The sequence below is a fragment of the Arthrobacter oryzae genome, assembly GCF_030718995.1.
GTDB lineage: Bacteria > Actinomycetota > Actinomycetes > Actinomycetales > Micrococcaceae > Arthrobacter > Arthrobacter oryzae_C.
The window spans coordinates 1,060,798-1,087,406 of record NZ_CP132204.1; the positions used below are offsets into that span (position 1 = coordinate 1,060,798).

General features: G+C 64.7%; 25 protein-coding genes. 12 read left to right on the forward strand and 13 right to left on the reverse strand.

Going from position 1 to position 26,609, the window contains the following annotated elements; genetic code table 11:
* The first annotated feature begins 19 nt into the window (after nucleotides 1–19).
* From Q8Z05_RS04955 to Q8Z05_RS04965, 3 genes are read left to right on the forward strand one after another with little or no spacing between them, the layout of a single operon-like run.
* Nucleotides 20–967, forward strand: a complete 948-nt coding sequence (locus tag Q8Z05_RS04955) for a carbohydrate ABC transporter permease (protein WP_305942379.1) — start codon at nucleotides 20–22, stop codon at nucleotides 965–967.
* Nucleotides 968–971: 4 nt separating this feature from the next.
* On the forward strand, nucleotides 972–1,865 hold the full coding sequence (locus Q8Z05_RS04960; protein WP_305942380.1) for a carbohydrate ABC transporter permease: 894 nt from the start codon (nucleotides 972–974) through the stop codon (nucleotides 1,863–1,865).
* A gap of 2 nt (nucleotides 1,866–1,867) precedes the next feature.
* On the forward strand, nucleotides 1,868–3,061 hold the full coding sequence (locus Q8Z05_RS04965; protein ID WP_305942381.1) for an ABC transporter ATP-binding protein: 1,194 nt from the start codon (nucleotides 1,868–1,870) through the stop codon (nucleotides 3,059–3,061).
* A gap of 38 nt (nucleotides 3,062–3,099) precedes the next feature.
* Here Q8Z05_RS04965 and Q8Z05_RS04970 read toward each other — a convergent pair whose 3' ends face one another.
* The 6 genes from Q8Z05_RS04970 to Q8Z05_RS04995 form a co-directional block, all read right to left on the reverse strand.
* On the reverse strand, nucleotides 3,100–4,086 hold the full coding sequence (locus tag Q8Z05_RS04970) for an amidohydrolase family protein (RefSeq protein ID WP_305942382.1): 987 nt from the start codon (nucleotides 4,084–4,086) through the stop codon (nucleotides 3,100–3,102).
* A gap of 54 nt (nucleotides 4,087–4,140) precedes the next feature.
* Nucleotides 4,141–5,217 carry an ABC transporter permease gene (locus Q8Z05_RS04975; RefSeq protein ID WP_305942383.1) on the reverse strand — a complete coding sequence of 359 codons (1,077 nt, stop codon included), beginning with the start codon at nucleotides 5,215–5,217 and terminating at the stop codon, nucleotides 4,141–4,143.
* On the reverse strand, nucleotides 5,214–6,719 hold the full coding sequence (locus Q8Z05_RS04980; RefSeq protein ID WP_305942384.1) for a sugar ABC transporter ATP-binding protein: 1,506 nt from the start codon (nucleotides 6,717–6,719) through the stop codon (nucleotides 5,214–5,216). The genes Q8Z05_RS04975 and Q8Z05_RS04980 overlap by 4 nt, the downstream gene beginning before the upstream one ends.
* 19 nt (nucleotides 6,720–6,738) lie before the next feature.
* Nucleotides 6,739–7,797 (reverse strand): sugar ABC transporter substrate-binding protein, encoded by a 1,059-nt coding sequence (locus Q8Z05_RS04985; protein WP_305942385.1) that lies wholly within the window; start codon nucleotides 7,795–7,797, stop codon nucleotides 6,739–6,741.
* A gap of 135 nt (nucleotides 7,798–7,932) precedes the next feature.
* Complete coding sequence (locus Q8Z05_RS04990; protein WP_305942386.1) at nucleotides 7,933–8,874, reverse strand: PfkB family carbohydrate kinase; 942 nt, start codon at nucleotides 8,872–8,874, stop codon at nucleotides 7,933–7,935.
* Complete coding sequence (locus Q8Z05_RS04995; RefSeq protein ID WP_305942387.1) at nucleotides 8,875–9,837, reverse strand: sugar phosphate isomerase/epimerase family protein; 963 nt, start codon at nucleotides 9,835–9,837, stop codon at nucleotides 8,875–8,877.
* Between the two features lie 315 nt (nucleotides 9,838–10,152).
* Here Q8Z05_RS04995 and Q8Z05_RS05000 point away from each other — a divergent pair, with 315 nt between their 5' ends.
* Together Q8Z05_RS05000 and Q8Z05_RS05005 are read left to right on the forward strand one after the other, a co-directional pair.
* Nucleotides 10,153–11,142, forward strand: coding sequence for a sugar-binding transcriptional regulator (locus Q8Z05_RS05000; protein ID WP_305942388.1), 990 nt, complete (start codon nucleotides 10,153–10,155; stop codon nucleotides 11,140–11,142).
* A 124-nt stretch (nucleotides 11,143–11,266) separates the two neighbouring features.
* Entirely contained in the window at nucleotides 11,267–11,578 is a 312-nt protein-coding gene (locus Q8Z05_RS05005; RefSeq protein WP_305942389.1) for a putative quinol monooxygenase, read from the forward strand.
* 427 nt (nucleotides 11,579–12,005) lie between these two features.
* Here the strand turns inward: Q8Z05_RS05005 and Q8Z05_RS05010 are convergent, their stop codons facing one another.
* The 5 genes from Q8Z05_RS05010 to Q8Z05_RS05030 form a co-directional block, all read right to left on the reverse strand.
* Nucleotides 12,006–12,710 carry a hypothetical protein gene (locus Q8Z05_RS05010; RefSeq protein WP_305942390.1) on the reverse strand — a complete coding sequence of 235 codons (705 nt, stop codon included), beginning with the start codon at nucleotides 12,708–12,710 and terminating at the stop codon, nucleotides 12,006–12,008.
* Between the two features lie 125 nt (nucleotides 12,711–12,835).
* Nucleotides 12,836–14,314 (reverse strand): HNH endonuclease signature motif containing protein, encoded by a 1,479-nt coding sequence (locus Q8Z05_RS05015; protein ID WP_305942391.1) that lies wholly within the window; start codon nucleotides 14,312–14,314, stop codon nucleotides 12,836–12,838.
* 59 nt (nucleotides 14,315–14,373) lie between these two features.
* Nucleotides 14,374–15,258 (reverse strand): aminoglycoside phosphotransferase family protein, encoded by an 885-nt coding sequence (locus tag Q8Z05_RS05020; RefSeq protein WP_305942392.1) that lies wholly within the window; start codon nucleotides 15,256–15,258, stop codon nucleotides 14,374–14,376.
* Nucleotides 15,259–15,354: 96 nt separating this feature from the next.
* Nucleotides 15,355–15,681, reverse strand: a complete 327-nt coding sequence (locus Q8Z05_RS05025) for a helix-turn-helix transcriptional regulator (RefSeq protein WP_305942393.1) — start codon at nucleotides 15,679–15,681, stop codon at nucleotides 15,355–15,357.
* The gene (locus Q8Z05_RS05030; protein WP_305942394.1) at nucleotides 15,678–16,706 is read right to left on the reverse strand and encodes a TerC family protein; all 1,029 of its coding nucleotides are present in this window, start codon (nucleotides 16,704–16,706) and stop codon (nucleotides 15,678–15,680) included. Before Q8Z05_RS05030 ends, Q8Z05_RS05025 begins: the two co-directional genes overlap by 4 nt.
* A 264-nt stretch (nucleotides 16,707–16,970) precedes the next feature.
* Here Q8Z05_RS05030 and Q8Z05_RS05035 point away from each other — a divergent pair, with 264 nt between their 5' ends.
* Nucleotides 16,971–17,510 (forward strand): TspO/MBR family protein, encoded by a 540-nt coding sequence (locus Q8Z05_RS05035; protein ID WP_371745926.1) that lies wholly within the window; start codon nucleotides 16,971–16,973, stop codon nucleotides 17,508–17,510.
* Nucleotides 17,511–17,570: 60 nt separating this feature from the next.
* A complete protein-coding gene (locus Q8Z05_RS05040) occupies nucleotides 17,571–18,308 on the forward strand; it encodes a VOC family protein (protein WP_305942396.1) in 738 nt (245 codons plus the stop codon).
* Nucleotides 18,309–18,363: 55 nt separating this feature from the next.
* On the opposite strand, the gene Q8Z05_RS05045 is transcribed toward Q8Z05_RS05040, so the two are convergent.
* Both Q8Z05_RS05045 and Q8Z05_RS05050 read right to left on the reverse strand, forming a co-directional pair.
* On the reverse strand, nucleotides 18,364–19,164 hold the full coding sequence (locus Q8Z05_RS05045; protein WP_305943485.1) for a GOLPH3/VPS74 family protein: 801 nt from the start codon (nucleotides 19,162–19,164) through the stop codon (nucleotides 18,364–18,366).
* A 78-nt stretch (nucleotides 19,165–19,242) separates the two neighbouring features.
* On the reverse strand, nucleotides 19,243–19,683 hold the full coding sequence (locus Q8Z05_RS05050; RefSeq protein ID WP_305942397.1) for a CBU_0592 family membrane protein: 441 nt from the start codon (nucleotides 19,681–19,683) through the stop codon (nucleotides 19,243–19,245).
* 193 nt (nucleotides 19,684–19,876) lie between these two features.
* Here Q8Z05_RS05050 and Q8Z05_RS05055 point away from each other — a divergent pair, with 193 nt between their 5' ends.
* The 5 genes from Q8Z05_RS05055 to Q8Z05_RS05075 all read left to right on the forward strand — a co-directional run bounded on the left by Q8Z05_RS05055 (nucleotide 19,877) and on the right by Q8Z05_RS05075 (nucleotide 26,581).
* Nucleotides 19,877–20,800 (forward strand): LysR family transcriptional regulator, encoded by a 924-nt coding sequence (locus tag Q8Z05_RS05055; protein ID WP_305942398.1) that lies wholly within the window; start codon nucleotides 19,877–19,879, stop codon nucleotides 20,798–20,800.
* Nucleotides 20,801–20,992: 192 nt separating this feature from the next.
* Nucleotides 20,993–22,549, forward strand: a complete 1,557-nt coding sequence (locus tag Q8Z05_RS05060) for a phospholipase D family protein (RefSeq protein ID WP_305942399.1) — start codon at nucleotides 20,993–20,995, stop codon at nucleotides 22,547–22,549.
* Nucleotides 22,550–22,661: 112 nt separating this feature from the next.
* Nucleotides 22,662–23,288, forward strand: a complete 627-nt coding sequence (locus tag Q8Z05_RS05065) for a TetR/AcrR family transcriptional regulator (protein WP_305942400.1) — start codon at nucleotides 22,662–22,664, stop codon at nucleotides 23,286–23,288.
* Nucleotides 23,289–23,386: 98 nt separating this feature from the next.
* Nucleotides 23,387–24,925: an aldehyde dehydrogenase family protein gene (locus tag Q8Z05_RS05070; protein ID WP_305942401.1), complete on the forward strand. Its 1,539-nt coding sequence runs from the start codon at nucleotides 23,387–23,389 to the stop codon at nucleotides 24,923–24,925.
* A complete protein-coding gene (locus tag Q8Z05_RS05075; RefSeq protein WP_305942402.1) occupies nucleotides 24,926–26,581 on the forward strand; it encodes a GMC family oxidoreductase in 1,656 nt (551 codons plus the stop codon).
* Nucleotides 26,582–26,609: the final 28 nt, after the last annotated feature.

The window sequence follows — 26,609 nt, forward strand, 5'->3', positions numbered from 1 at the left end:
TAGGCAAAGGATCCGGGCAATGTCGCTCCGAACTTCGATCTCCCCGCCCGCCGTGGCGCAGCCTCCTATCCAGGATGCCCCTTCCCGGCATCACATGTGGCAGAGGATCTCCCCGTACATCTACATCGGCCCCGCCGTCGTGTACCTGATCATCTTCATGATCATTCCGGTGGTGCAGGGCATCCAGCTCAGCTTCACCAAGACCCCGCTGGTCAGGCCCGACGGCGGAACCGGCGTCGGGCTGGAGAACTATTCCCGCCTGCTCAGCAGTCCGCAGTTCTACAACTCCCTGGGCGCCACCATCCTGTACACGGCCGCCACCGTCATCATCGCCGTCGCCATCGGCGCGGGAGCAGCCCTGCTCCTGAACCAGGCCTTCAAGGGACGCACCATTGTCCGGGCCATCATCACCTTCCCCTGGGCCGTCCCCACGGTGGCCACCGCCCTGATCTTCAGCTGGATCTTCAACCGTTCCGACGGCGTCCTGAACGAAGTTGTCGGGGTGCTCGGCGTCGGCCAGCAGGGCTGGCTGGTCGATCCGAAATTCGGCATGGCCGCCGTCGTCCTGACCTCCGTCTGGAAGGTCATGCCCCTGGTCATGCTGGTAGTGCTTGCCTCACTGCAGTCCATCCCGAGCGAACTCTACGAGGCCACCCGCATGGACGGCGCCGGGGCACTGGAAACGTTCAAGGCCGTCACCTGGCCGCACATCGCCCCCACCGTCAGGGTGGTCACGCTCCTCATGACCATCTGGTCCATCCGCCGTTTCGAGATCATCTATCTCCTGACCGGCGGCGGCCCGGTGGACACCACCAACACCCTCGTCGTCAACGTCTACCGCCAGGCCTTCAGCAACCAGGAACTGGGCCGCGCGGCAGCCATCGGCGCCCTGGGACTGGTGCTGTCCCTGCTGGTCACAGTTGTCTACTTCATGATGGAACGGCGCAACGCCGCCAAGGAGGCCTAGAACAATGACCACCCAAGAAGCTCCTCCAATCACCCGGACGGCCCCGCACAAACGCCGGCTGAAAGCACCGGGCAACCGAAACTTCAGCAAGCCCGCCCGGTACGTTATGCTGGCCGCGTTGGTCCTCTTCTCAGGCTTCCCGCTCTACTGGATGCTGAACACGGCGCTCAGCCAAGACTCCGAACTGTACGGCCAGGCCCAGGGCTGGTGGCCGCACTGGGAACGGCTCGCCGACTTCGGCGACCTCATCGGCAGCGTCCCCATCTTCAAGTGGCTCACCAACTCGGTGGTGATCGCCGGCGGCACCACGCTGCTGTCCCTCGTCTTCGCGGTGCTGGCCGGCTATGCACTGTCCAGGTTCAAGTTCCACGGCAAGGGCGCCGCGGGGTTCCTGCTGTTCGCCACTCAGATGCTGCCCGAAGCGCTGCTCGTTGTCCCCATCTACGCGCTCTTCGCGTCGCTGGGCCTCCTCAACGGCATGGGCGGCCTGATCCTCGCCAACGTTGCCTTCACGATGCCTGTGAGTGTCTGGATCATCAAGGGCGCCATCGATGCGATCCCGTATGAAATCGAAGAAGCCGCTGCCGTCGACGGGTGCCCCCGCGTCACCATCCTCTCGCTGGTGCTCACTCCCCTGATTCTTCCCAGCATTGCCGCTGCCGCCGTCATCAACTTCTTCGACGGGTGGAACGAATTCCTGCTGGCCAAGACGTTCATCGCCGAACGGGACCTCTGGCCGGCGTCCGTGGGCCTGGCCTCGTTCATCGGCCAGTACCTGACCTCGCTGAACTCGGTCATGGCTGCAGCCTTGCTGTTCACGCTCCCGGCGTTGATCTTCTTCCTCCTTGTCCAGCGTCGCATCGTATCGGGCCTCACGGCCGGCTCAGTCAAAGGTTGATCATGGCAAAGCTCTCACTACGCAACATCAGCAAGCGCTTCGGGGACACCCAGGTCATCCACGACTTCAGTGCCGACGTTGACAACGGAGAATTCCTCGTCCTGCTCGGCGCGTCGGGTTCCGGAAAATCCACCCTGCTCCGCATCATTGCCGGGCTCACCGACGCCAGCGCGGGCGACATCATCTTCGACAACCTGCGCGTGAACCGGCAAAGCCCGCGCGAACGTGACATCGCCTTCGTGTTCCAGTCCTATGCGCTCTATCCGCACCTGACCGTCCGCGAAAACATCGCGTTCCCGCTGGCACTGGACAGGTTCAAGGGCTGGCACCACATCCCCGGCATCAGCACCATCGCACGCCGCGTTTATGGCTCGTCCAAGGAGATCGTCAAGCAGGTGGCCAGTGTCTCGTCGATGCTGGAACTGGACGAGTACGCGAACCGCAAGCCCGGTGGCCTCTCCGGCGGGCAGCGCCAGCGCGTGGCCCTGGCACGCGCGTTGATCCGCAACCCGTCGATGTTCCTGCTGGACGAGCCGCTGTCCAACCTCGACGCCAAGCTCCGTGCGGAACTCCGCGGCGAAATCGTCCGGCTGCACCGGCTGACGGGGAAGACCTTCGTCTACGTCACCCACGACCAAGTGGAGGCCATGACCATGGCCACCCAGATCGTCATCCTGCACAACGGCATCGTGCAGCAGCACGCCACTCCGCAGGAGATCTACGCGCGGCCCGCCAATACGTACGTTGCCCGCTTCATCGGCAGCCCGCCCATGAACCTCATGACCGCGGCCGTGAACGATGGGCAGCCGGCACTCGGCGGGCTCCGGCTCCCGGCTCCCGAACAACTCCGGCTCCGGCTCCGGAACGGCTCCGTGACCCTGGGCCTGCGCCCGGAACACCTCACGGTAACGGCCGACGTCGGCGGGCCAGGTCTGGCGGGAACGGTCCGGAGAATCGAGGACCTCGGCGCGGACACCCTGATCGGCGTCCAGCCCGACCCTGCACTTGGACTGAAGATGTGGGAACTCAACCAGGACGATCTCCTCTGGATCCGCCAGACGGGGCAGACCCGCCTGATGGCGGGAGATCCCTGCACCGTCACCCCCGAGGCAAGGATGGCCAGCTACTTCGACAGCGAAACCGGAGTGAACCTGGCGCCCGCCGACGAAACGTCCGGTGCCCTCCTGCCCGGCTAGGCCAGCCCGCCAAAGGAAGCCCGCCGCACCGATGGAATCTATCCGTCGGTGCGGGGGGCTTCCTTCATGCCATAGGTTTTTCGTGCTGTCTCGGCAAAGAGGTACCGACGTTCGTCAGCGGTCATGGCGGCGGTTATCTCATCGAAGGCAGTGTAGAGCGTGGTGAAGGTCGAGTAGAGGCTGTCCACCGGGAAGTTACTTCCGAACATGGTGCGGCGCGGACCAAAGAGGTCGATGGTGTCCAGGACGATTGGTCGGATTGATGCGGGCGTCCAGGAGTGATCGTTCGTTCCAAGTGCCGAAACCTTGGCAACGACGTTTGGTTGCTGTGCCATTTTCTTCATACCGACCCGCCAGTGTCGGAGGGACTCCGGATCACGGTGGATGGGCATCCCCGCATGGTCCAGGATGATGACGGTGTCCGGATGGGCGGCGGCAAGTTGCGCCGCCTGAGTGAGCTGGTCGGGGAAGACCTGGAGGTCGAAGGACAAGCCCAGGGATGACAAATGTGAGAACCCTTCCAGCCAACCGGGATCGGTGATCAGATCCGGACGGGAGGTGTGGGTGTATTTGGGTTCCGGATGCCAGTTGAGGATGTCGCGTACACCCCGCACCGATGGAATGGCGGCGAGCCCTTGCAGCCGGTGCCTCACTCCTGGCCCGACGAGGGACGCTTTGGCCACTTGGACGGAGGGCATGCCGGTGCTGTCGCGGACGCTCTGGATCCAGTCAGCTTCCCAGAGCGGATCGGCGGCACCGTTTTCGATGTGAACGGACCCGGCCAGGGTGAAATCCTTGGCGTCGGCCAGGTAGGCCTCGATGAGGTAGTTCCGCCGGAGCGGGCGATCATCCCCGTGATAGCGGACCGGTTCCGCCGGGCCCTGGAGCCAGGGGTATGAGCGGGAGAAGTCGCACAAGTGGTGATGGGCGTCAATGATGTCAAAATCCAGCACTGGGAGCTCCATTGTTTCCGGGAAGACGCGGGCGCCGGAAACGGCGGCAGCGGTGTCTTCCGCTGCCGTCACTCCCGGCGCTGCTTGAGGTAACAGTCATTGGCCCGGTGGACACCGGGCATTCGGTCAGGCCGCCGCTTCCTTTTTCGGCGGCGATTTCTTCTTCATCAACGGCCATCCCTTGCTTCCTTGGTCGAGGGCAACGGCAATGACGACGACGAGTCCGGTGACGATCTGTTCGTAGAAGCTCGGGACGTTGAGGAGCACCAGGCCGTTCGTGAGCGCCCCCAGGATCAGGGCGCCGACCAACGTACCGGCGATCCGTCCTTCTCCACCCATGAGGTTGGCTCCGCCGATCACGGCCGAGGCGATTGCTGTCAGCAGGTACGGGCTGCCGGCATCGGTCTGGGCCGCGTTAATACGGGCAACGATGACCAGACCGCCGACTCCTGCAAGGACGCCTGAGAGCGCGTAGACGGCAATTTTCACCCTGTCGACGCGGACGCCGGAGAGCCATGCGGTTTCTTCGCTGCCGCCGGTGGCGATGACATTCTGCCCGAACACTGTCCGGCGGAGCAGCAGCCAGCAGAGTATGGCGAGAACCGCAACGAGGATGACCGCCACCGGGATGCCGCCGACGTAGCTGTTAAGCATGAAGACGAAGTCTTTGGGGACGTTGTAGACCGGCCGCCCGTTGGTGACCACATAGGCGAAGCCCTGGTAAATACTCATCGTTCCAAGGGTGGCGATGAACGGGGGCAGCTTGAGTTTGGTGATCAGCAGGCCGTTGATGGCGCCGCAGACCAGGCCGAGTGCAATGCCTGCGCAGAGCGCGAGGAAGGGTGAGGTCCCGGCGTTGACCATGAGCGTGGCGGAGACGATCCCGACGAAGCTCGCGATCGAGCCGACTGCGAGGTCGATGCCGCCAGTGATAATGACGAACGTGATGCCGAGCCCGATGATGGCGTTGACACTGGCTGAGACGGCAATGTCCCTCAGGTTGCCCGAGGTGAGGAAGTTCGGGTTAAGCATTCCGAAGATCAGGAAGATGACAACTGCGGCAATGTAGATGCCGAGTGCCTGCAGGTTCACTGTCGGCCGCTGGCGTGGCAGCTTGGCAACGGAAGGTTCAGGCCGCGGGTTTACGAGGGTCCTCCGGCTGTCTTGGCCCGGGTCGTTCTTGGGCAGCGTGGGCTGGCTCATATCGTTGTTCTTTCTGCGATGCCCATGGCGTTGGCCACGAGGCTGTGTTCATTGATGTCGTCGCCGGTGTGCTCGGAAACGAACTGACCCTGCCGCATCACTTTGACCCGGTCGCTGAGGGAGATGATTTCCGGCAGGTCGGAGGAGACCACGATCACGGCGCTTCCGGCCTTGGCCAGAGCGTCGATGAGTTCATAGATTTCGACCTTGCCGCCGACGTCCACGCCCTTGGTGGGTTCGTCGAAGAGGAATACTTTCGTGTTTCGCCACGTCCACTTGGCGATAACGATCTTTTGCTGATTGCCGCCAGAGAACTGGCGTGCGTTGAGGCGGACGTTGGCGGGCCTGAGGGACATCCGCGCCGCCGCCTCTTCCGCAGCCGCAACCTGCTTCCGCAGGCTGATGATCGGGCCGAAGCCGTTGAACTGCCGGTCCGCGGTGAGGGCGATGTTGAAGTACGCGGGGACCTGCAGGACCAGCCCCTGGTGCTTGCGCTCTTCCGGGATGAACGCAATGCCGGCGTTTCTGCTGTCCCGCGGCGAGCGGATCCTGCGCTTTTTCCCGTCGATGCTCACCGCGCCGGTGCTGCCTTTGTCGGCCCTGATGATTGCTCGCAGGAACTCGGTGCGGCCCGAGCCGACCAGGCCGGCGATGCCCAGAACTTCGCCGGCCCGGACATCCACGGAGAGCGGTCCCCCACCCTTGGGGTGGCTGACCTCTGAGGCAGAAAACAGGACCGGCGCGTCTGGCCGTACCGGGTGCTGCCGCTTGAACGAGAGCAGCTCACGGCCGACCATGTTCCGGACTATGTCCTGTTCCGACGTCTGCGCGATGGGTCGGGTGTAGTTGACGTTGCCGTCGCGCAGGACCACCACCTTGTCGGAGACGCTCATGACCTCGGGCATCTTGTGTGACACGTAGATGATGCCTACCCCGCGGGTGTGTGCAATCTCCCGAACCCGGTTCAGCACTCCCTCGACGTTGTGCTCCAGCATGCTGGTTGTGGGTTCGTCGAGGGCCACGATCTTCGCGCCGAACGCCAGGGCCCGGGCAATGGTCAGGGCATGGCGCTGGGCGGGGCTCAGTCCGCGCACGGAGGCTTTGGCGTTGAGCGGGAACCCCATCTGGGCGACGTCGGCCAGCGCCTGGTCGATGTCTGTGCCGGCATCCCGGCGTTGCCGCGACGTGCGCCCGAGCACCAGATTCTGCTCCACGGACAACTGCGGAACGATGGCCGGTTCCTGGTGGGCGATTCTCACCCCGTCAGCCAATGCCTGGCGGGGTGAGAAGTGCTGCCGTTGGACGCCCTCGATAATTACGGCTCCGTGGTCCGGAACGAGGGAGCCGCCGAGAATGGCAAGCAGGGTACTTTTGCCCGCCCCGTTCTCCCCCGCCAATGTGCATATTTCTCCGCGTTCCAACGTGAAGCTGACATCATTCAGAGCGCGGACTCCGGGAAATGACTTCGCGATATTCTGCAGTTCCAGCAGCGGTGCAACCATGATGGAAACCGTTTCTGCCTTACGGCATTCCGGTCGGGTATTCCCCGACGTTCTTTGAATCGATGATGAAAGCGGGAACGTCCACCCAGCCCGGAACCTTCTTGCCGGCCAACAGCCAAAGCGCAGCATCCACGCCGCTGGCACCTTCGGTGACTGGCTGCTCGCTGACCGTGGCGGTCATGTTGCCTGCTTCGATTTCCTTCTTCGCCTGGGGAATGCCGTCAGTTCCGACCAGCACAACCTTCCCGGTGAGATTCTTCGCGGCGATCGCGGCCGCGACGCCGAACGCCATGCCGTCATTCTGGGAGTAGAACGCCTTAATGTCGGGGTTGGCTGTCAGCATGGCAGTTGCAATTTCCTGAGCCCTGGTCTGATCCCACTTCGCAGTCTGGGAGGCGACCAGCTGCAGGTTGGAGTGCTTGGCCAGGCCCTTTTTGAAGCCCTCGCCCCGGTTCAAGGCATTGGACGACCCCGGGTCGCCCTCAATCATGGCCACCTTGCCGCCCTCGGGGAGCTTGGCTGCGATGTAGTCTGCAGCCGTCTCGCCGATCGTCAAGGCATCAGGCCCGACGTAAACGCTCCCCGGGACGTTGCCCTTGGCGTCGTTGAGGATGACCACCGGCATCTTCTTGGCCAGGGCATCGGTGAAGACCGTGTCCAGCCCTGTCGCTGAAATAGGTGATGCAAGCAGTGCGCTGCAGCCCTGGTTCGCGGCACTCTTAGCCTTGTCCAGCTGCTCGGTAATGGAGGACTCATCGGTCACATCGAACGTCTGGTACTTGACGCCGAGCTTCTTCGCCTCGGCCTCAAATCCGTCCCGTTCAAAGCCCCAGAACTCGTTGGACAGCGTCCGGGTGATGTAGCAAAGCTTGGTGTCGGCCGACGCTGCAGGTGCGCCCAGGCTGGCTTTCACGTCCTCGATCGGTGTCTTGGCAGAGGCGTCAACCAGGCTCACCAGGTCACCGGACTGGGATGACTGGCCGGTAGGCCCCTCAGGGGTGGCACTGCAAGCGGCGAGCAACGCGACTGCGGCCGTAGCGGCGAAAAGCTGTGTAGCTGCGCGAGGAATTCTTGTCATTGTGATGGTTCCTTTCATCTTTGGAAGGCCCGCAATAGGCGGCACTCTTGCTGAATTGAGTTGCGGTACCGGTTCCTTTTGGGCACCACAACGGTTCTTGCCTTGTACTTGGTTTGACGAGTAGTAGCTGGAGACCTAGCGGCCAGCTGAGGCTCTGGCGAGGGAAACACCTAAGACGTTCTCGATGTGCAGTACGTCTTCCGGCGTGAGGAAGGATTCGGAGCGGCCACAAACAAGCCGGCCCGCCTCGTTGGCCGCCCTAAGGCATACGGGGAAGGGGTGCTCGTTGGCCATCGCCAGGACCATCGCTCCCAGGAAGCTGTCTCCGGCGCCGACTGAGTTCACCACATGGATCGGTTCGACCGCCGCCTGCACAAGATCGTTCCCGCTCAGCGCCGCCACCCCGCGTTCGCCGAGTGTCAGAACGGGAGTGTTGGCGCCGGCCTCTCGCAGTGCCTTAAGGAGCAGCGGTACGTCGGTGCTTTGCGGGACGTTCAGCACATGACAGGCCTCGCTGAGGTTCATAACTACGACGTCGGCGAGGCCAAGGAGGTCCTTCGCCTCTGCGTGCACCGGCGAGAGGTTCAACACCACGGTTGAACCGAGCTCACGAAATCGGGTGGCCGCACGTCTGACTGCGGGAAGGGGCACCTCAAGGTTCAGGACTGCAAACGCTGGCGGTTCATGGTCCTCGAGGTAGGCATCGACGTCAGCAGGCGAGAAATTGCCGTTAGCTCCCGGGACAACGACAGTGTCGTATTCGCCCTCGGGATTGACCCTTACATGCCCGACGCCGGTATGGGCCAGTCCGTCGCGAATGACGCCCCCGGTGGTGATTCCGCGTTCGCGGAGGGCTCCGGTGATGAAGTCTCCAAGGTGGTCAGAGCCGACACGTCCCACGAGTGTCACCGTCGGGTCCAGCGAGGAGATGCTCATCGCCGCATTCAGGCTTTTGCCGCCCGCAGCCATTTCGAAGTTTTCCCCGGTCACGTAGCTCGCCGCACTCACTTCGGCGCCGAGGTAGGCGATAAGGTCCACGTTCAGCGAGCCGACGACGCAGATACCGGTTGGCCTCACCTAGACACCCACGACTTTCGACCACAGAACGGACGATGAGTGCAGTGCGTCTCCGTCGGGGAGGTCCGGATAGTCCCGGACGAGCTCGCGGGCCTTGTCGATGATGGTCCCCATCCTCTCGATGTTCATTTCGCATTCGGCGACGGGGTTCTCGCGTACCGGATCGGTGTCGAAATAGTACGTTCCCTGATACCCCTCGCGGAGCAGGTAGTACACAAGTTCAAGTGTTTCCGCGAAGTGGATCGACGCTACCACGAGGCCGTCGTCTGCTACGCCGTGTGAATCGTTGAGCTGCAGCCCGAACAGTTTTTGCTCCCGCAAGCACATGGCTGCGGACTGGGACGGGTTCTCGCGGGCCATCAGCAGGTGCCCGAAGTCCAGGGTTACGCCGAGATTCGGGCGGTCACAGTCCTTGATGAGGTTCATGACGGCACCAGTGGTGTTAAGGATGGTGCGTCCGCGCGGCTCGGCCGGCTTGTACTCGATGGAGATGCGGATGTCCTGGTCGACGTCGGCGACGGCCTGCAGGCTTTCGACCATCCAGTTCCAGGACTTCATGTAGTCCATTTGCAGCGGGTATTCGTACCCGTCGTGGGCGGGCCAGAGGAGGACGTGGTCGGAGCCGAATTCCCGGCAGAGACTGATGGCTTCCTTGACCATTCCGACGGCCGCCTCCCGCAGCGCGGGATCAGGGTTTGTGAATCCTCCATTGGCGAACTGGGGCGCCGGCCACCGGAGTTGGATACCGCGTACGTCCAGATCGGCTTTTGCCAAGGCCGCCTTTATTTCCTCGACTGAGTGCTCGCCGAAGTGCTCCGGGAAGTTCAGTTCGAGCGAGGTTAGGCCCTTAACGCTGCCGGCGAGGGCGATCAGGTCGATCACCGAATCTTCCCCACTGGGGTATTTCTTTCCCTTACCCAAGGCAAAGGAATTGAGGCGGGTGGAGTACTTGATTGCTGTCATTGCAGTTCGCTTTCGATCGTGAAGGCCACTCGGTCCACATGGACGGCGATCGAAATTCCTGAAGGAACTTCGGCTCTGAAGTTGGGCTGGTGTTGGAAGTCTACGAGCCACCAGCGCCCGGGGATGTAGGAGAAACTGAATCCGCCTGCAAGAATCTGCACTACTGAATATTGATTCAGAGGGGCTTGCGGCTACCGTTTGGGAGGGACACATTCCCGACTCCCCGGAGACGGCCCGGGGCGCTACCACCCATATTCTCCGGGCGAGAATTCAGGTCTGCATATATATTCAAGACCACGACGAAAGTGACGAAATATGACGCAGCTCACAGGACCGTCGTCCTTCTTGTCGGTCAGCACCGAGCAACTCCGACTGTTCACCAAGATTGCCGTGCTGTATCACGAGGAAGGCCTCTCGCAGGGTGAAATCTCCCAGCGCCTGAACCTCTCCCAGGCAAGGGTTTCGCGCTATCTCAAGAACGCCGTAGAACTCGGAATCGTGCGGACATCGATCGTCCAACCGTCGGGGATTTATGTCGGACTCGAGAAGGCTCTCGAGGAGAAGTATCAACTCCGCGAAGTCGTGGTCGTGGACGTCATGGACGGCGCCTCGCTGGGAATGCGGCTGGGATCGTCCGCGGCGACCTACCTCGAAACCACAATTGACGCAGACGACTACCTGGGCATTTCCTCGTGGAGCACCACCCTCCTGCACACCGTCGAAGCCATGCGCTCACGGCCAAGGAAGATCGCGAATGAAGTAATCCAACTCATCGGGGGCGTCGGCAGCCCTCAGGCCCAGATACAGGCAACTCGCCTGGTCTCCCACCTTGCGGAACTGACATCCGCCAAGCCCTACTACATGGGATGCCCTGGACTTGTGGCAAACCAGCAGATCCGCGAGGCGTTCCTTGGCGATCCCGCCGTGGCGGCATCCATGGCAGCGTGGGAGCGCCTGACCACTTTGCTGGTCGGAATAGGGACGTTCCCGGCCTCGCCGCTCTGGCAGGCGAGCGGAAACGCCTTAAGCCGGGCGGAAGAAAGCGAACTCTCCGGAGCCGGCGCCGTCGGTGAGATATGTTTGCGCTTCTTCGACATCAACGGCCAGCCGATGAAGCCCGCCATCGAGGAGAGAATGATCTCCATTGAGGCCGAGGCCATGATGCAGGTACCCCGTCGCATCGGCGTTGCCGGAGGAATGCGCAAACTGGACGCCATCCGCGGCGCCGTCACCGGCGGCTGGATCAATGTCCTGATCACGGATGCCGATGTGGCGAGACAACTCCTGGAGCCGCCGCAACTTTAGTCCCGAACAATGCGCGGGAATCGCGGGAGCAACATTGTTCGCAAAAGTGGTATCGGTTACACTCTTGTAACACTGCCGCCATTCCCCTTTACAAGCAGAAGACTCGAGAAAGAGCAGGTCACCGATGACCATCATTGTCACCGCAGAATTCACTCCGAAAGAGGGCGCCTACGACCAGGTGGTTGCCGCACTCTCTCCTGCCATTGCAGAGGTCCATGAAGAACCCGGCTGCCTGCTCTACGCCATCCATGAATCGCCCACCGGCCAAATCATGATGATTGAAAAATGGGAAAGCGTAGACCTGCTCGATGCCCACGGCGCCGGCGACGCCGTCAAGCGCCTCAACGCCTCACTCGACGGGCTGCTGGCAAAGCCGGTGGACGTCACCCGGCTGGTGCCGATCCCGGCCGGGACTCCCCACCAGGGCGCGCTCTAGCAGTACCGGACAACTGCCAGCGGACGACGGCGGGACTTCCCGCCGTCGTCCGCTTTCGTTAAGTGCTGCCTTGTAAAACAGGCGAAACGGCGTGGATCGGCAGCGGAAACGTGCGGGTCGTACGCTGGCTCCAACGTCCCGTTAAGGGAAACATTTTTGGCTCGTATCTGGGACGGCCATTGAGCCTAAGTTGGGGAATGAGCCGTGAAATCACGTTCCGGAAATGCCCAGGAGACTGCCGCTTCACGTTCCGAGGACGCCGATCCTCCTGCTGATTACACGTTCGTGGGACCTTACGACACACAGTGCGATCGGGGTCAGTGTTTCTGCCACTCGCCTGAGTAGGACACGGACGACGGCGGCCGCCTGTGCTGGCGCGGCGTGACCATCGAGGCGTAAGCGGCCTTCTTCAGGGCGCTGCGCTGGGTTAGGGAAGAACGGACGACGGCGGGACGTCCCGCCGTCGTCCGGCCAGCTCGCTAAACCGGTCAACAGCCTGCTGCGCCGCCGACTGCAACTCCGGATCCAAGGAAACAGCCCGGGCATAGGTGCCCAGTGCGGCAAGGGCGTCGATGAGGAGCCGGGCGGCTTCTCCGGAGGCATCGCCGCCCTGCAGCAGTATGGCCTCACGATCAGCCGAAAGCGTGTCAGCCATGGTGCCCACCGTGATGCGCTGCCACACATCGGGAATGCTCTCCACGCTCGCCAGCTTTTCGCGCAGCGGCCATGATGCGATGAATCGGGCAAGCCAGGCCTTGTGCAGCTTTTTGTGCCGCCATCCCTGCCAATGCGGGTAGAAGCTGAAGACAACGGCGAAGGGCGCGATGATTCCCAGAACCACAAGCGCCCAGTCCGCTTCCGCCGGATTGGGTCCCTCTGCCGCGTCGCCGTAGATGCCAAGCATCACGCCCGCGGCAATACAGGCCAGGATCCACGTAACACCCAAGATATCCCGGGTGCGTTTCTGTGATCTCGTGGCGTACTGAACGGGGGCTGGATCGGAGACAATGAGGGCTTCGGCCGCAGTGAGCCCGGTGTTCAGGAGTTTGGATGCCGCAGCGCCCTGCAATCCGGAACGGTGCGGCACTTCCAGGTACACCGGCGGTAAGCCCTGCGTTTCCTGTGCAGGCACAAAAGTTCCGTCGTCCACGTCTCCCCCACTTAGGCCGTCCGGATTGGACTCTTGAGTATAAGGTCCGGCGCACGCCCTCCTGGGCATTCGCAACCGCTGGCTACAGTGGAGCGTCGGTCCTACGCCTACGCCGCGAGGAAGAGCGACCAGTCAGGCAGGGGATCCGCCGGTAATGGCGGCCCGGTCTCGTCGAGACCGGCGGCACTGGCAAGTACATTCAGCCAGTCAGGCGGTTCCCGGTCTTGGTCGTCGCCCGCGTGACCGGGAAGGTCCGGCCAGTGTGGCGGTTCCCAGTCCTGTTGTTCGCTCGGATAGGAGCGCCCCGCCGGTGAGATCCAGCCCGGCGGCTCGTCGCGGGTCGCACCGACCGGCCTCCACGCTGTGGTGTGTTTAAGCCGGTGGTGCCTCCGGCAGGGCTGGGCCAGGTTCGTGATCCCGGTGCCGCCTCCCTCGGACCACGCCAGCAGATGATCCGCTTCATTATCCAGAGAAAGATTGTTGCAACCCGGAAAAGGGCACCGGCCGTCCCGAAGCCGCAGCCATTGACGCATCGCCTTCGGAACCCGGTAGCTCTCGCGTCCGATCTCCAGCGGCGCTCCGGTCCGCGGATCGGTCAGCACCCGCAGGAACGACTCTGCGCCATCCCCGACAAGCCGGCGGGCCATACTCGCCGGAACGGGACCGTACCCGTCCAGCGTGGCCGGTTCCTCGCCTGCGCCCAGGAGCGATAACACCGGAACGGTCACCAAAACCTGCGCCTTCGGTGACGGGATGCCATTCACCACCCCCGCCAGCAGCCAGTCGGCAGCAACGTCCGCCCGGAGCTGGGCCAGCGTCCGGGATTCCGCCGGGCCCTGCAGGGCACGGGCCGCTTCCGTGGCACGGGACCACACACCCGCTGCCACATCCGCAGCCACGTAGGCCGAAAGCCAGTCCATGCCGTCCCGGTCCGGGACATACTCCAGCCGCCGGTCCTCCACGCCCTTGCGGTGCCGCGCCTCGATGCTCACCGGATGGTGCCGCTCCCGCCAAGTGCGCGCCTTGGCCCGGAACCTGCCCGGCACCAGCTCTCCCGCCGGGCAGCCACGCGCAGCAAACGGAGCGTCGGGGTCCAGGAAATGCGCCTCCAACGCAGCAGCGCCACCCGTGTCCAGGTTGGCGCTCTCATCACACATCACCCGCGCGTGCTGCCACGAAATACTCCCCGACCCCAGCGCAGACAGCGTCAACGGCAGGGACGTGGTCAGCGCGGCCGACTCCGCCAGGAATGCCGCCGCCGCCCTTTCACTCACCGTCAGGACACAGGCGACCTCTGCCGTCACCGCCATTTCCCGGGCGGTGCACTCCTGCGGGGAAACAGCCGGGACCGCCAAGGCGGCAGCAGCGCGGGCATACCCCGCAGCAAAATGCACCTTCAACCCCGCCAGCATGGCTTCCAACCGGCCCGCCACGCCCAGACCGTCCAGGCACGCGTCCGCTTCATCCCGAAGAGGATCAGCACCAGCCACGGCACCATCCCCGGTCCCGCGACCGGCCACAGCAGCCAACGCAGCAAGGGAAGCCTCCATGGCCTCCAACGTCTCCGCAACCGCCCTGCTATCCATACCCACAGCATCCCAGCAGGCACCGACAATTAACGCCGCTTCAGGTTTGCGGGCAAAAGTCAGCTTTCCAGGATCTGCCTGATGCCGAACTCTCCCACGGCGAACATCCGCGGGTTGTCGTCCGAGTTGCTCAGCATGGCTGTGGACAGGATGAGGGCCCAGCCCCGGGCCCTCATCCAGGTGTCCCCGTCCACTGCGGGGCCAAAGGCGCCCATGAAGCGCCGGCGGGCGCCGCCGTCGAACATCAGCCATCCCGCTGCGAGATCAACAGCAGGGTCCCCCGCCCCGACGTCGCCGAAATCGATGACGCCGGCCAGCGAGCCGCTCTCCGCCAGCAGGATATTGGCCGGGTGAAGGTCCCCGTGGAGCATCATCGCCGGACCATCCCAGGCTTTAGCGGCACGGGACTGCGCCCACACCGTTCTCAGTGCTGAAGCCTGCGGGTAGCGTTCGCGGTCCCCGAGCCGTTCCACCACCGCAGCGTCACGGTCCGTCAGCGGCACACCGCGGAAAGGATTCACCGGGACGCCGGTTTCGGCGGGCACGTGGAGGGCCCGGAGGAATTCGGCCAGGCCTTCGGCGGCCGGGCCACGGCCTGCCGGGCCGACGTCGGCCGCGGCGGCTCCGGAGACCCACCGCACGATGCTCCACGGCCAGGGAAAGTCCGACGTCGGCCGGCCGGCATGAACGGGGACAGGAACGGCAACGGGCGAGCGGCGGGCAATGTCCGGAAGGTAGCGCTGCTCATGGAGTATCAGCGAAACGGCCTCCGTCCTCCGCGGCAGCCGGACGGCAAGGTCGTCGCCAAGCCGGAAGGTCGCGTTGTCCCAGCCATTGGCAACCCGCGTCAGAGGACGATCGCCGAGGTCGGGCCGCTGGTCCCGGACGAGGCGCTGGACCGCGGCGTCACTCACCTCCACCGTGGCCGGTGGCATTACCGCCATTCAGTGATCCGCCTTCCATTGGTTCTGCGATGAAGTCTATGACTGACACGCTTGCTGGCCAGAACTGCCCAGACCGCGGGGAAAAGGGCAGCGTTCTTACGGTGACGGCTCCGCAAACAGGCGGATCAGCCCGTCGATTTCCCGGGCTGCCTCGGTGGGATGCCGGAAATGCTGGTGCGGCTCAATGTTGTAGCGGGTGCGGCGTCCCACCCGGGTGCGGTGCACGTAGCCTCCGTCTTCTAGGTCCTTGAGGATCTGGAGCGCTGCCCGTGGCGTGATGCCCACCCGGTCGGCGATGTCCGCCACGCGGATGTCCGGGTCGGCCGCCACGGACAGCAGCACGTGCCCGTGGTTGGTGAGGAAGGTCCAGCCTGCCCGCCCGGAGGCGGGCGGGCCAGGCAGGGGCGCTTCGTCCAGGTTCATGTCCGGATCGGCTTCTTACCAGGGCGCCGCCACAAGGGTTCCAGGGCGTCGATCTCCTCATCCGAGGCGGTCCCGAAGGGCGGGTTCTGCGGTGCGGGGAGCGCGTGGCGTCCCTGCCCGCGGGTGGCCCAGAGGCTTGCCGCCACGGATACGCCGAGGATCGTGGCGATGACGGCCAGGGATACCGGGGTGGGGATGTAGTAGACGTCGATCTTGAGGAGCATCTTGATGCCCACCCAGATCAGGACCAGGGCGAGTCCGATCTTGAGGTAGATGAACCGGTGGATCAGGTCGGCCAGCAGGAAGTACATGGCGCGGAGCCCCAGGATGGCGAAGGCGTTGGCGGTGAAGACCAGGAAGACTTCGTCGGTGACGGCGAAGATCGCCGGAATGGAGTCCACCGCGAAGATAATGTCCGTGACCTCGACCAGCACCAGGACGGCCAGCAGCGGGGTGGCAAGGAGGGCGCCGTTCCTGCGGATCAGGAACCGCTGGCCGTGGAAGTTCTCCGTCATGGGCACCCGCCGGCGGAAGAGCGCCAGGGCCTTCGACTTCTCCGGGTCAAGGTGCTCATTGCGGTGGCGGATCATCTGGTAGCCCGTGTAGAGAAGGAAGGCTGCGAACAGGTACAGTACCCACCCGGCGCTGGCGATGATCGCGGAGCCGGCAGCGATGAAGATGCCCCGGAACACCAGGGCGCCGAGCACACCGAAGAACAATACGCGGTGCTGGTACTCCCGGGGCACCGCGAAATATGTGAAGATGATGGCCCAGATGAACACGTTATCCACGGCGAGGGACTTCTCGATCAGGTATCCGGCGAAGTACTGCTGGCCGAACTCCGCCCCGTAGATCCGCCACACCAGGGCGCCGAAACCAACTCCGAAGGCCACCCAGACTGCTGACCACAGGGCCGCCTCCCGGACCCCGATCACATGCGCCCGGCGATGCGCGAAAAGGTCCACGGCCAGCATGAGGATAATGACGCCAAGAACGGCCAACCAGCCCCATAAGGGAACATTCATCAGTGAAACCCGCTTCCAGTCAGTTCAACCAACTGGAGGTCTTTCCCGGTCCCCGGGGGACCTGTCCCGCCGGGCCGTTCAGGGACGGCCGGACTGACGACGGAACATTCAGGGGATACTCCCCTCCGTGAAGAATAGTGAAACACACTTCACCTGTTGGGGCAATGGGTGAGTTTTGCCAGTCCGGGAAGCGAGGAGCACGACGGCGGGCGGTCCCGCCGTCGTGGTTTGACGGGAAGGCCTGCGGTTGTTCACAGTAAGTCAGTGCTCTTGAACGTTGAACATAGCGCCCCGGGCACTCCCGCCCCCGGCACACGGCCGCGGCGGCGGCAGATTGCGGCCCTCCTCGGTTTCCTGGCGGCATCCTGGACGGTTTCGGCGCTTGGCTCGCTGCCGATCAGGATGAACGGCGCCTGGTACGCGGCTGCGGAGAAGGCGCCGTGGACCCCGCCGGGGTGGATGTTCGGCTCTGTGTGGCTGGTGCTGTACGCAGCCATGGCGGTGGCGGCGTGGCTGGTGTGGCGTCAGCAGCATTCCCCGCGCCGGGAGGCGCTCAAGGCCTATGGCGGCCTGCTGCTACTGAACCTGTCGTGGCCGCTGGTGTTCTTCGGCATGTACCCCATGATGGGTACCGCCGCACTCTGGCTGGCGCTGCTGGTGATTGCGGTCCACTGCGTGATTGCGACCTTCGCCGTGCTGCACTTCGGACCGATCAGTACGACGGCGGGGGTGCTGATGCTGCCCTACGTTTCGTGGCTGGTGTTCTCGGCCAGCCTGAACCTGTACGCGGCCCTGAACAACTAGCGGGCTGAACAACCAGTGTGCCTCCCGTGTCGGGTATCAGCTCGGGTAGGGTCTGACGGTATGGCGTTGCGACTTGTACAGGTGAATTTCAAGGCCCGGGATGACTCGGCGCTGGGCCGGTTTTGGGCGGAGGCGCTCGGCTGGGGCGTTTCCAGCGAAGGCCCCGGTGTGACCAATGTTGAACCCGTGGGCTTCGCCTGGCCGGACCCCGCCGCCGTGTGCGTCGACGTCGTCACCGTCCCGGACCCCGAAACGGTGAGGTACCGCGCGCACCTCGATCTCGCTACCACTTCTGCGGCGCATCAGGCGGAGCTGGTGGCGCGCCTGTTGGAGCTCGGTGCAACGCCCGCAGATGTGGGCCAGGGTGATGTGCCGTGGACGGTCCTGGCTGACCCGGAGGGCAATGTGTTCTGTGTGCTGGAGCCTCGGGAGATCTACCGGGACACCGGGCCGATCGCCACGGTGGTGGTCAACTGCACGGATCCGCGGGCCATGGCACGGTTCTGGAGCGAGGCTACTGACTGGACCCTCCACGAGGTGACCGACGACCATGCGAGGCTGCGTTCGGCCACGGGTGTCGGGCCGTATCTGGAGCTACTCCGTACTCCCGGCGAGGATACCGTGTGGAACCGTGTCCACCTCGACCTGATGCCGTACCCCGGTGATGACCAAGCGGCAGAGGTGGCCCGGCTGCGGGCCCTGGGCGCCACTGACGCCGACGTCGGGCAAGGCGATGTGCCATGGGTATGCCTCGCCGACCCAGAAGGCAACGAGTTCTGCGTCCTCGCCCCGCGCTGACGTTGGTGAGTCTGCCCGCGCGGGGGCCCGCCCGCGTAGTGATGACAGGGCAGCCTCACAAGGTGGCGGCTTCTTCCTCTGCCAGTCTGATCAGGCGAAGTTCGTCCTCCACGGCGCGGGTCGGCCAATAGTCCCTGGACAACTCACTGGCCCGGGCTAGATCTGCTGCCGGGAAGAGCTTGCCGAGCAGTCCGGCCGCCTGAAGCAGGGCGATCAGCACTGTGGTTCTGACGTCGGGTGCCTTGGCGCCGGGCTTCGCGGCCTCAGCCGCCTTGGCGTTCGGCGCCCCGGCAGCGGCCGCCGCTGAAGGCGCCCCGGGAGCGGTCGCCGCTGACTCCGCCCCGCCGGCAGCCGCAGGCGCATCAGTCGCCGCTGTGTCCGGCACTTCCAGATCCGCCGGAGCACCGCTCAGTGCCGCCTCGATCTTTTTCAGGAGCGCCGCCTTCGGAGCGTGGTCCTTCTCCGGGTACCGCACGGCCCGGAACCTGCCTAGGTGTTTTTCGCCGACATGTTCCACGGTGCCCAGGGACGCCATTCCCTCGTACACACGCTGCACTTCGGCGCGGCTGTCCAGCACGGAGACCCACCACTTGGGAGTGCGGGACCGGGACTTGCCGCGGATGAGCTCCAGCTCGTCCTGGAAGTCCGTAGCGGGGGCAGTGCCAGTGGCCCTGACATGCTTCCCCTCCAGCTCGACCGCACCGAGCAGGTCCAGCTCGGCCAGTATTGCCCCTGCCACTGTGGTCCTGAGTGCGAACAAGGGCACTTCGGGCTTGCCGTTCTTGTCGTTTGTGGCCAAAAGCAGGAAAGCCTGGGGAAGGCTCGGTTCCACCGCTTGGGCTGATTCAGCATCCATAGGATCATGGTGGCCCAGTTCGGCATCCACCACAATGAGGATTTGCAAGCGTCGACGGTTACGTCTGGGGGAACGTCGTTAGCACTTCCCCACGGCGCTGCTCAGGTGGGCTGAGTCCGCTGTCCACCCGTCACGCAGGCTTGCCTGGCACTCAGCCGCGCGTCCGGCGACGTCGCCGTGAACGGCAGAAGTAATTGCCTCGACAACTGCGATTTGGCCGGTTGTGTCAGGTACGCCGGGAAACTGCACCTGCGGGGCCTCGACAGCGGCCACCGGCGACTCGGGCGTGGCGCGCATACGAAGAATTGCGATGGCGGAAATAAGGCACCAGGCAATGTTCGTGACCACGGAGGGCCACGCTTCGTGGACCGCACCATTGACGATGAAGGCGCATGCACCGATGAGGTTGGCCACCTGGAACCGCTTGCCGGCCTTCAACCAACCCATGGAGACAGACAGGTATGCCGACAGGATCAGAACTGCCCCCGACCAACCTGCGATTTCCCACAGCAGTTCCATGATGTCCTTTCAGAGGTGGTGCCCGGCTGCCGTCCGCTGGGCGGAGTGTAGATGGCGGGCTATGTGTGTGTTTTTGGCTTGGACGACCGGCCTGGACGCCTCCCGCGGACCGTCGTTTCAACAGCAATTATGAGGAAGGCACACCTTTAGAGCAATTGCATTCCACTGAAGGCATGGTTTAGAACTACTTAACATGGATATCGATCCGCGCCGGCTGCGCGTCCTTCTTGCGATTGCCCGCACGGGCGGGGTGCTCGCTGCGGCTGACGAGCTGGGAATTACGGCTTCAGCCGTCTCACAGCAGCTCAACAAATTGGAAGACGAGACCGGGCACGCCTTGGTGGTGCGTACGCCCAAGGGATCGGTCTTGACCCCCGCCGGCCTGGCAGTTGCCGAAGCCGGCGAGGAGATTGAACGCGCACTTAGCGTTGCCCGCGCCCGGATCGAAGGCGGGGCCACGGTCGCAGGTGTCGTGCGCGTGGGGGGATTCACCAGCTTTGTTCGGACAGTGGTGATCCCGCGCCTGCCCGAGTGGCGCGTGGAGTACCCGCAGTTGGAGATCAGGATCGTTGAGGACGACTTTCCTGCCTTGATGCGGCTGCTACGTCAGCGCCAGCTGGACGCCGTCGTGGTCGAGCTGGACTCGACGACGGCCGAGCAGCGTTCCCTTTCCGCCGGAATGATCGAAGAGCCCCTCCTCGACGAACCATGGAAGCTGGTGGTTCCCTCGGGCGCCCTGCTCAGCACCGAAAATCTTGACCTCGCCGGGCTGCCGTTTCCGTGGCTAGGCGTCGAGCCATCGGCCGCCAACGCGGCGGTGCTCGGTCGGCTTCGCCAGTCAACAGGTGCCCGGATGGAGACTGTCCATCAGTACCAGGAAACACTGACCGCCCTCGCACTCGTGGCTGCGGGCGAGGGCATTGCGATCGTACCCACCCTGGCTTTGAGCGGCGTGGTCCAGGACGGCGTCGACATCCTGGACGTCCCCGGGCTCGGAACGCGACGCATTGTCCTGCGGCGGTTCGACCGACGGCGGTCCACCAGCATGCCTGCGGACACCGTTGCACGCCTGCTGCGGGAATCGGCCGCGGCGTTCGACACACGGTCGACTTCCTGACCGGATGCGTTCGGGTGACGGACGACGGCGGGGCGTCCCGCCGTCGTCCGCTTCCTTTTGTCAGGCGTCGCTGAAGGTGAGGTCAGCACGGATGTTGGCCATAGTCGTAGGCTACTGAGTAGGCCGGACAATGAGGGCGGCCTCGGGCCCTGAAGGGAACATCGAGTGGACAGTAGTGCCTCTTACTGGTTCTTGAGTGGTGCTGAGCGGGGACATGCAGCCACCAGAGTGCACGCGGCCGGTGCGGGATCGCCGTCCTGGTCCGAGGGCAACCTCGTGCGGCCCCTGATCAATGGGGCAACGTACTTCGCCCGGCTGCATGAGGAGCTGTCGGCTCTTCAAGCGGGCGACCGTGTGTGGTTCACCGACTGGCGGGGCGACGGCGACGAGCGGCTTACGCCGGACGGGCCGACGATCGGCGAGTTGCTGGCGCGGTTGGCCCGGGCGGGTGTGGAAGTGCGCGGCCTGATCTGGAGATCCCACGGCGAGCGCCTGTCTGCCCCCATGAGTAACCGGTCCAATGAACTCCTCAGCCGCCAGATCAACGACGCCGGTGGCGAGGTGCTGCTGGATCAGCGGGTGCGCCTCTTCGGCTGCCATCACCAGAAATTGTTCGTCATCCGCAGTCGTAACGACCCTTCACGGGACATCGCGTTCGTCGGCGGAATCGACCTTTCCCACAGCCGTCGGGACGACGCCGATCACGCGGGAGATCCGCAGGCGGTGGACATGGATCCCCGGTACGGGAAACAGCCTCCGTGGCACGACGCCGCCCTCGAACTGCGGGGCCCGGTGGTGGCAGATGTGCTGAAGCTGTTCGCGGAAAGGTGGGATGACCCCCATCCCCTGGACCGGCGCACGCCGTACCGGATGCTGCTGCAACGTCTGGCCGATATGCCCCGGCACCCCGAACCCCTGCCGGAGACTGCGCCGCCACCGCCGCCGGCCGGCCCCCACGCCGTGCAGCTGCTGCGCACCTACGGAGTGAAGCATCCGCCGTTCCCTTTCGCACCCCATGGTGAGCGAAGCGTTGCCCTGGCCTACACGAAAGCATTCTCTTTGGCCCGCTCGTTGATCTACATCGAGGACCAGTACCTGTGGTCGGCAGAGGTCGCCGCCGGAATCGCAGCTGCCCTCGAGCAGAACCCCGGGTTGAACGTGATCGCCGTGGTGCCCCGCTACCCCGACTCCGACGGTCCGCTGGGAGGGCCGCCCAAGCGGCTCGGGCAACTGCGCGCCATCGAAACGATCAACCGCGTCGCAGCGGACAGGTTCGGCGTGTTCAACCTGGAAAACAGAGCCGGGACACCGATCTACGTCCATGCCAAGATCTGCATCATCGACGACACCTGGTTCACGTGCGGGTCGGACAACTTCAACCGTCGGTCCTGGACCACCGACAGCGAGCTGACCTGCGCGGTCATCGACACCACAGCCAGCACCGCGGCTTCCCGTCCGTTGCCCCACGAGCTCCGGCTCCAACTCTGGGCCGAACACCTGGGCCTGGACCAGGGTGACCCCCGGCTTCAGGACCCGGCGGCCGGGCTCAAGCTGTGGAATGCCGCCGCCGACGCCCTGGATCAGTGGCACGAAACCGGCGGCCGCCCGCCCCGCCCCCAGGGACACGTGCGGCACCACAGCACGGAACCGGTGACACGCCTTCAGCGCCTCTGGGCGGATCCGGCAAACCGCCTGCTCGTGGACCCGGACGGCCGCCCCCGGAAGATCCGCGGCACCACCCGGTTCTAGGGGCAAGTCCCCCCGTGGAACGGACGACGGCGGGACGTCCCGCCGTCGTCCGCTTTGGTCATGCGGCGCCCCCGAAAGTGCACTCGTACGGGTTAGGCAATAGTCTGGCCAGATGGGGACCAATGCCGTGAACTCCGGCGAACAGATGGACAGGCAGTCGCGCATTCTCGAGGCGGCGCTGGATCTGCTGTCCCGTCATGGGATTTCGGGTGTGAGCATGCGGGCCGTGGCCCGCGAAGCCGGCGTCGCGCTCGGCCTGGTGAACTACTACTACGACGACAAGACAAGCCTGATACGGGCCGCCCTGCGCCGGGTTGATGAGCACGACCTTCTGCTCGTGGCACCCGACCCGTCGTCGGATCCGAAGGAGCAGCTGCGCAAGGCCCTGCGGCGAGTGGCGGCCGCCGACCTGCTGACCACCCGCTATCTGTCCCTGCGCCTGCATCTTTGGGCGCTGGCCCAAGCTGACGAAGGCTATGCACAGATCAACGCCGAGGCGTTCGACCGCTATCTCGACGGCCTTGCTGCGCTGGTTTCCAACGCCCAGCCTGCTCTTTCCTGGGAGGCGTGCCGGGGGCGGGCCGCGGACATTGTCGTCATCCAAAATGGCATGTGGCTGACCGCGCTTCTGGGCATTGATGAGGCCTCCATCCAGCGAAGCATCGCCCGCACGGAGCAAATCGCCTTCGCACCTCTTCAGGACCACACCATCAAGGACCACGAGCTGCACGAGTCCTGAACCACCAGCATCGGGCAGGTTAAGCCCCCTCAGTAACATTGAACGAGTGTTCAAGAAAAGTATTGAACACTCGTTCAATCTGCATTACTGTCCCTCGTATGACTTACGCCACACCCGTACGGGACGCAGCTCAAACCGAAAAAACTGAAACAGCATCCACCCTGTTCATCAACGGTGCCTGGGAGCCAGCCTCCTCCGGCGCTGTGCGCGCAATCCGCAATCCCGCCGACGGCGAGTTGGTGGCCACCGTGTCCGAGGCCGGCCGGGAGGACGCCGAACGCGCCATCGCCGCAGCCCGTGCAGCCTTCGACTCCGGCGTCTGGTCCTCCGTCCCCGCACCCGAGCGCGGCACCTTCCTGCTCAAGGTCGCCGCCGGACTGCGCGAACGCCGCGAAAAGTTCGCCCGCGCCGAGTCGCTGGATACCGGCAAACGTATGGTCGAAAGCCGCATCGATATGGACGACATTGCCGCCTGCTTCGAGTACTTCGGCAGGCTCGCCGGGCAGCAGGCGGGCCGCATGGTCGACGCCGGGAACCCTGCCGTCGTCAGCAAAATCGTCTACGAACCCGTGGGCGTCTGCGGCCTGATCACGCCGTGGAATTACCCCCTGCTCCAGGCTGCCTGGAAGATCGCACCCGCCCTGGCCGCCGGCTGCACCTTCGTCCTCAAGCCCTCCGAGCTGACCCCGTCCACAGCCATCCTGGCGATGCAGCTGCTGCAGGACCTCGGCCTGCCGGACGGCGTCGCCAACCTCGTGACCGGGGCCGGCGCGGAGGCGGGCGCACCGCTCTCGGAACATCCCGACGTCGACCTCGTTTCCTTTACGGGCGGGCTGGAAACGGGCAAGCGCATCGCGGCCGCCGCCGCCGGAACCGTCAAGAAGGTGGCGCTGGAGCTCGGCGGCAAGAACCCCAACGTGGTGTTCGCGGACGCGGACTTCGACGCCGCCGTCGACAATGCCCTGAACGGCGCGTTCGTCCACTCCGGGCAGGTCTGCTCCGCCGGTGCGCGGCTGGTGGTGGAGGAGTCGATCGCCGAACGCTTCGTGGACGAACTGGTCCGCCGTGCCCGGGACATCCGGCTGGGCGGCCCCTTTGATGACGACGCCGAAACCGGGCCGCTGATTTCCGCGGCCCACCGCGACAAAGTCCATGCCTATGTCCAGCGGGGCATCCAGGAGGGTGCCCGGCTGCGGACCGGCGGTGCTGCGCCGCAAGGAGAAAAGTACGACGGCGGGTTCTACTACCAGCCCACCGTCCTGGACCGCGTCCACAGGGGAATGTCCGTGGTCATCGACGAGGCGTTCGGCCCGGTGGTCACCGTGGAAACGTTCCGCACCGAGGACGAAGCGGTGGCGACCGCCAACGACACCGTCTACGGCCTGGCCGGCGCGGTCTGGACCCAGGACGCCGGCAAGGCGCAGCGCGTGGCATCCCGGCTGCGGCACGGCACCATCTGGATCAACGACTACCACCCCTACCTGCCTCAGGCCGAGTGGGGCGGCTTCGGCCAGTCCGGCGTCGGCCGCGAGCTGGGCCCCACGGGCCTGGCCGAATACCAGGAAGCCAAGCACATCTACCAGAACACCAGCCCGCAGGTAACCGGCTGGTTTGCTGACCACAGCAAGGAGAACTAGATGCATTACGACAACATCGACGACGTCACCGACCGCGGGTTCGACTACGTCGTCATCGGCGGCGGATCCGCGGGTGCCGCCGTCGCGGCCCGGCTGAGCGAGGACCCGGACGTCACCGTGGCCCTGGTGGAAGCCGGCCCGGACGACCGCAACATCCCCGAAATCCTGCAGCTGGACCGCTGGATGGAACTGCTGGAATCCGGCTACGACTGGGACTACCCGGTGGAGCCGCAGGAAAACGGCAACTCCTTCATGCGCCACGCCCGTGCCAAGGTGATGGGCGGGTGTTCCAGCCACAACTCCTGCATCGCCTTCTGGGCACCCCGCGAGGACCTGGACGAGTGGGAGTCCAAATACGGTGCCACTGGCTGGAACGCCGACGCCGCCTGGCCCCTCTACCAGCGGCTGGAAACCAATGAGGACGCCGGCCCGGACGCGCCCCACCACGGGGACTCAGGCCCGGTGCACCTGATGAACGTGCCCCCGGTGGATCCTGCCGGCGTCGCGCTCCTGGACGCCTGCGAACAGACGGGCATTCCGCGTGCGAAGTTCAACACCGGCACCACCGTGATCAACGGTGCCAACTTCTTCCAGATCAACCGCCGCGCGGACGGCACCCGTGCCTCCAGCTCGGTCTCCTACATCCACCCCATCATCGACCGCCCCAACTTCACGCTGCTCACAGGCCTCCGCGCCCGCCAGCTGGTGTTCGATACGGAGAAGCGCTGCACCGGCGTGGACGTGGTGGACTCCGCGTTCGGCCGGACCCACCGGCTCTCCGCGCACCGTGAGGTCATCCTGTCCACCGGTGCCATCGACTCCCCGAAGCTGCTGATGCTCTCCGGCATCGGCCCGGCAGCGCACCTCGCCGCGCACGGCATCGAGGTGCTGGTGGACTCCCCCGGCGTGGGCGAGAACCTGCAGGACCACCCCGAAGGCGTTGTGCAGTTCGAGGCCAGGCAGCCCATGGTGCAGACCTCCACCCAGTGGTGGGAAATCGGCATCTTCACCCCCACCGAGGACGGCCTGGACCGCCCGGACCTGATGATGCACTACGGCTCCGTCCCGTTCGACATGAACACCCTGCGGTACGGCTACCCCACCACGGAGAACGGCTTCAGCCTCACCCCGAACGTCACGCACGCCCGCTCCCGCGGCACGGTCCGGCTGCGCAGCCGCGATTTCCGTGACAAGCCCATGGTGGATCCGCGCTACTTCACGGATCCCGAAGGCCACGACATGCGCGTCATGGTGGCCGGCATCCGCAAGGCCCGCGAAATCGCCGCCCAGCCCGCCATGGCCGAATGGACCGGCCGCGAGCTCTCGCCCGGCATTGAGGCGCAGACGGACGAGGAGCTGCGGGAGTACATCCGCAAGACCCACAACACCGTGTACCACCCGGTGGGCACGGTCCGGATGGGGCCGGCCGACGACGACATGTCGCCGCTGGATCCCGAGCTGCGGGTCAAGGGCGTCACCGGCCTCCGCGTGGCGGATGCCTCTGTGATGCCGGAACACGTCACCGTCAACCCCAACATCACCGTCATGATGATCGGCGAGCGCTGCGCCGAGCTCATCCGCGCAGGCCACAGCAGCGGCGCTGCAGGGCAAGTCGCTGCAAGGAAAGAGGAGGAGCTCAGCCCGTCCTTCGCCTGAGAGGCAAGTTCCGGAGGCTATTGATTTC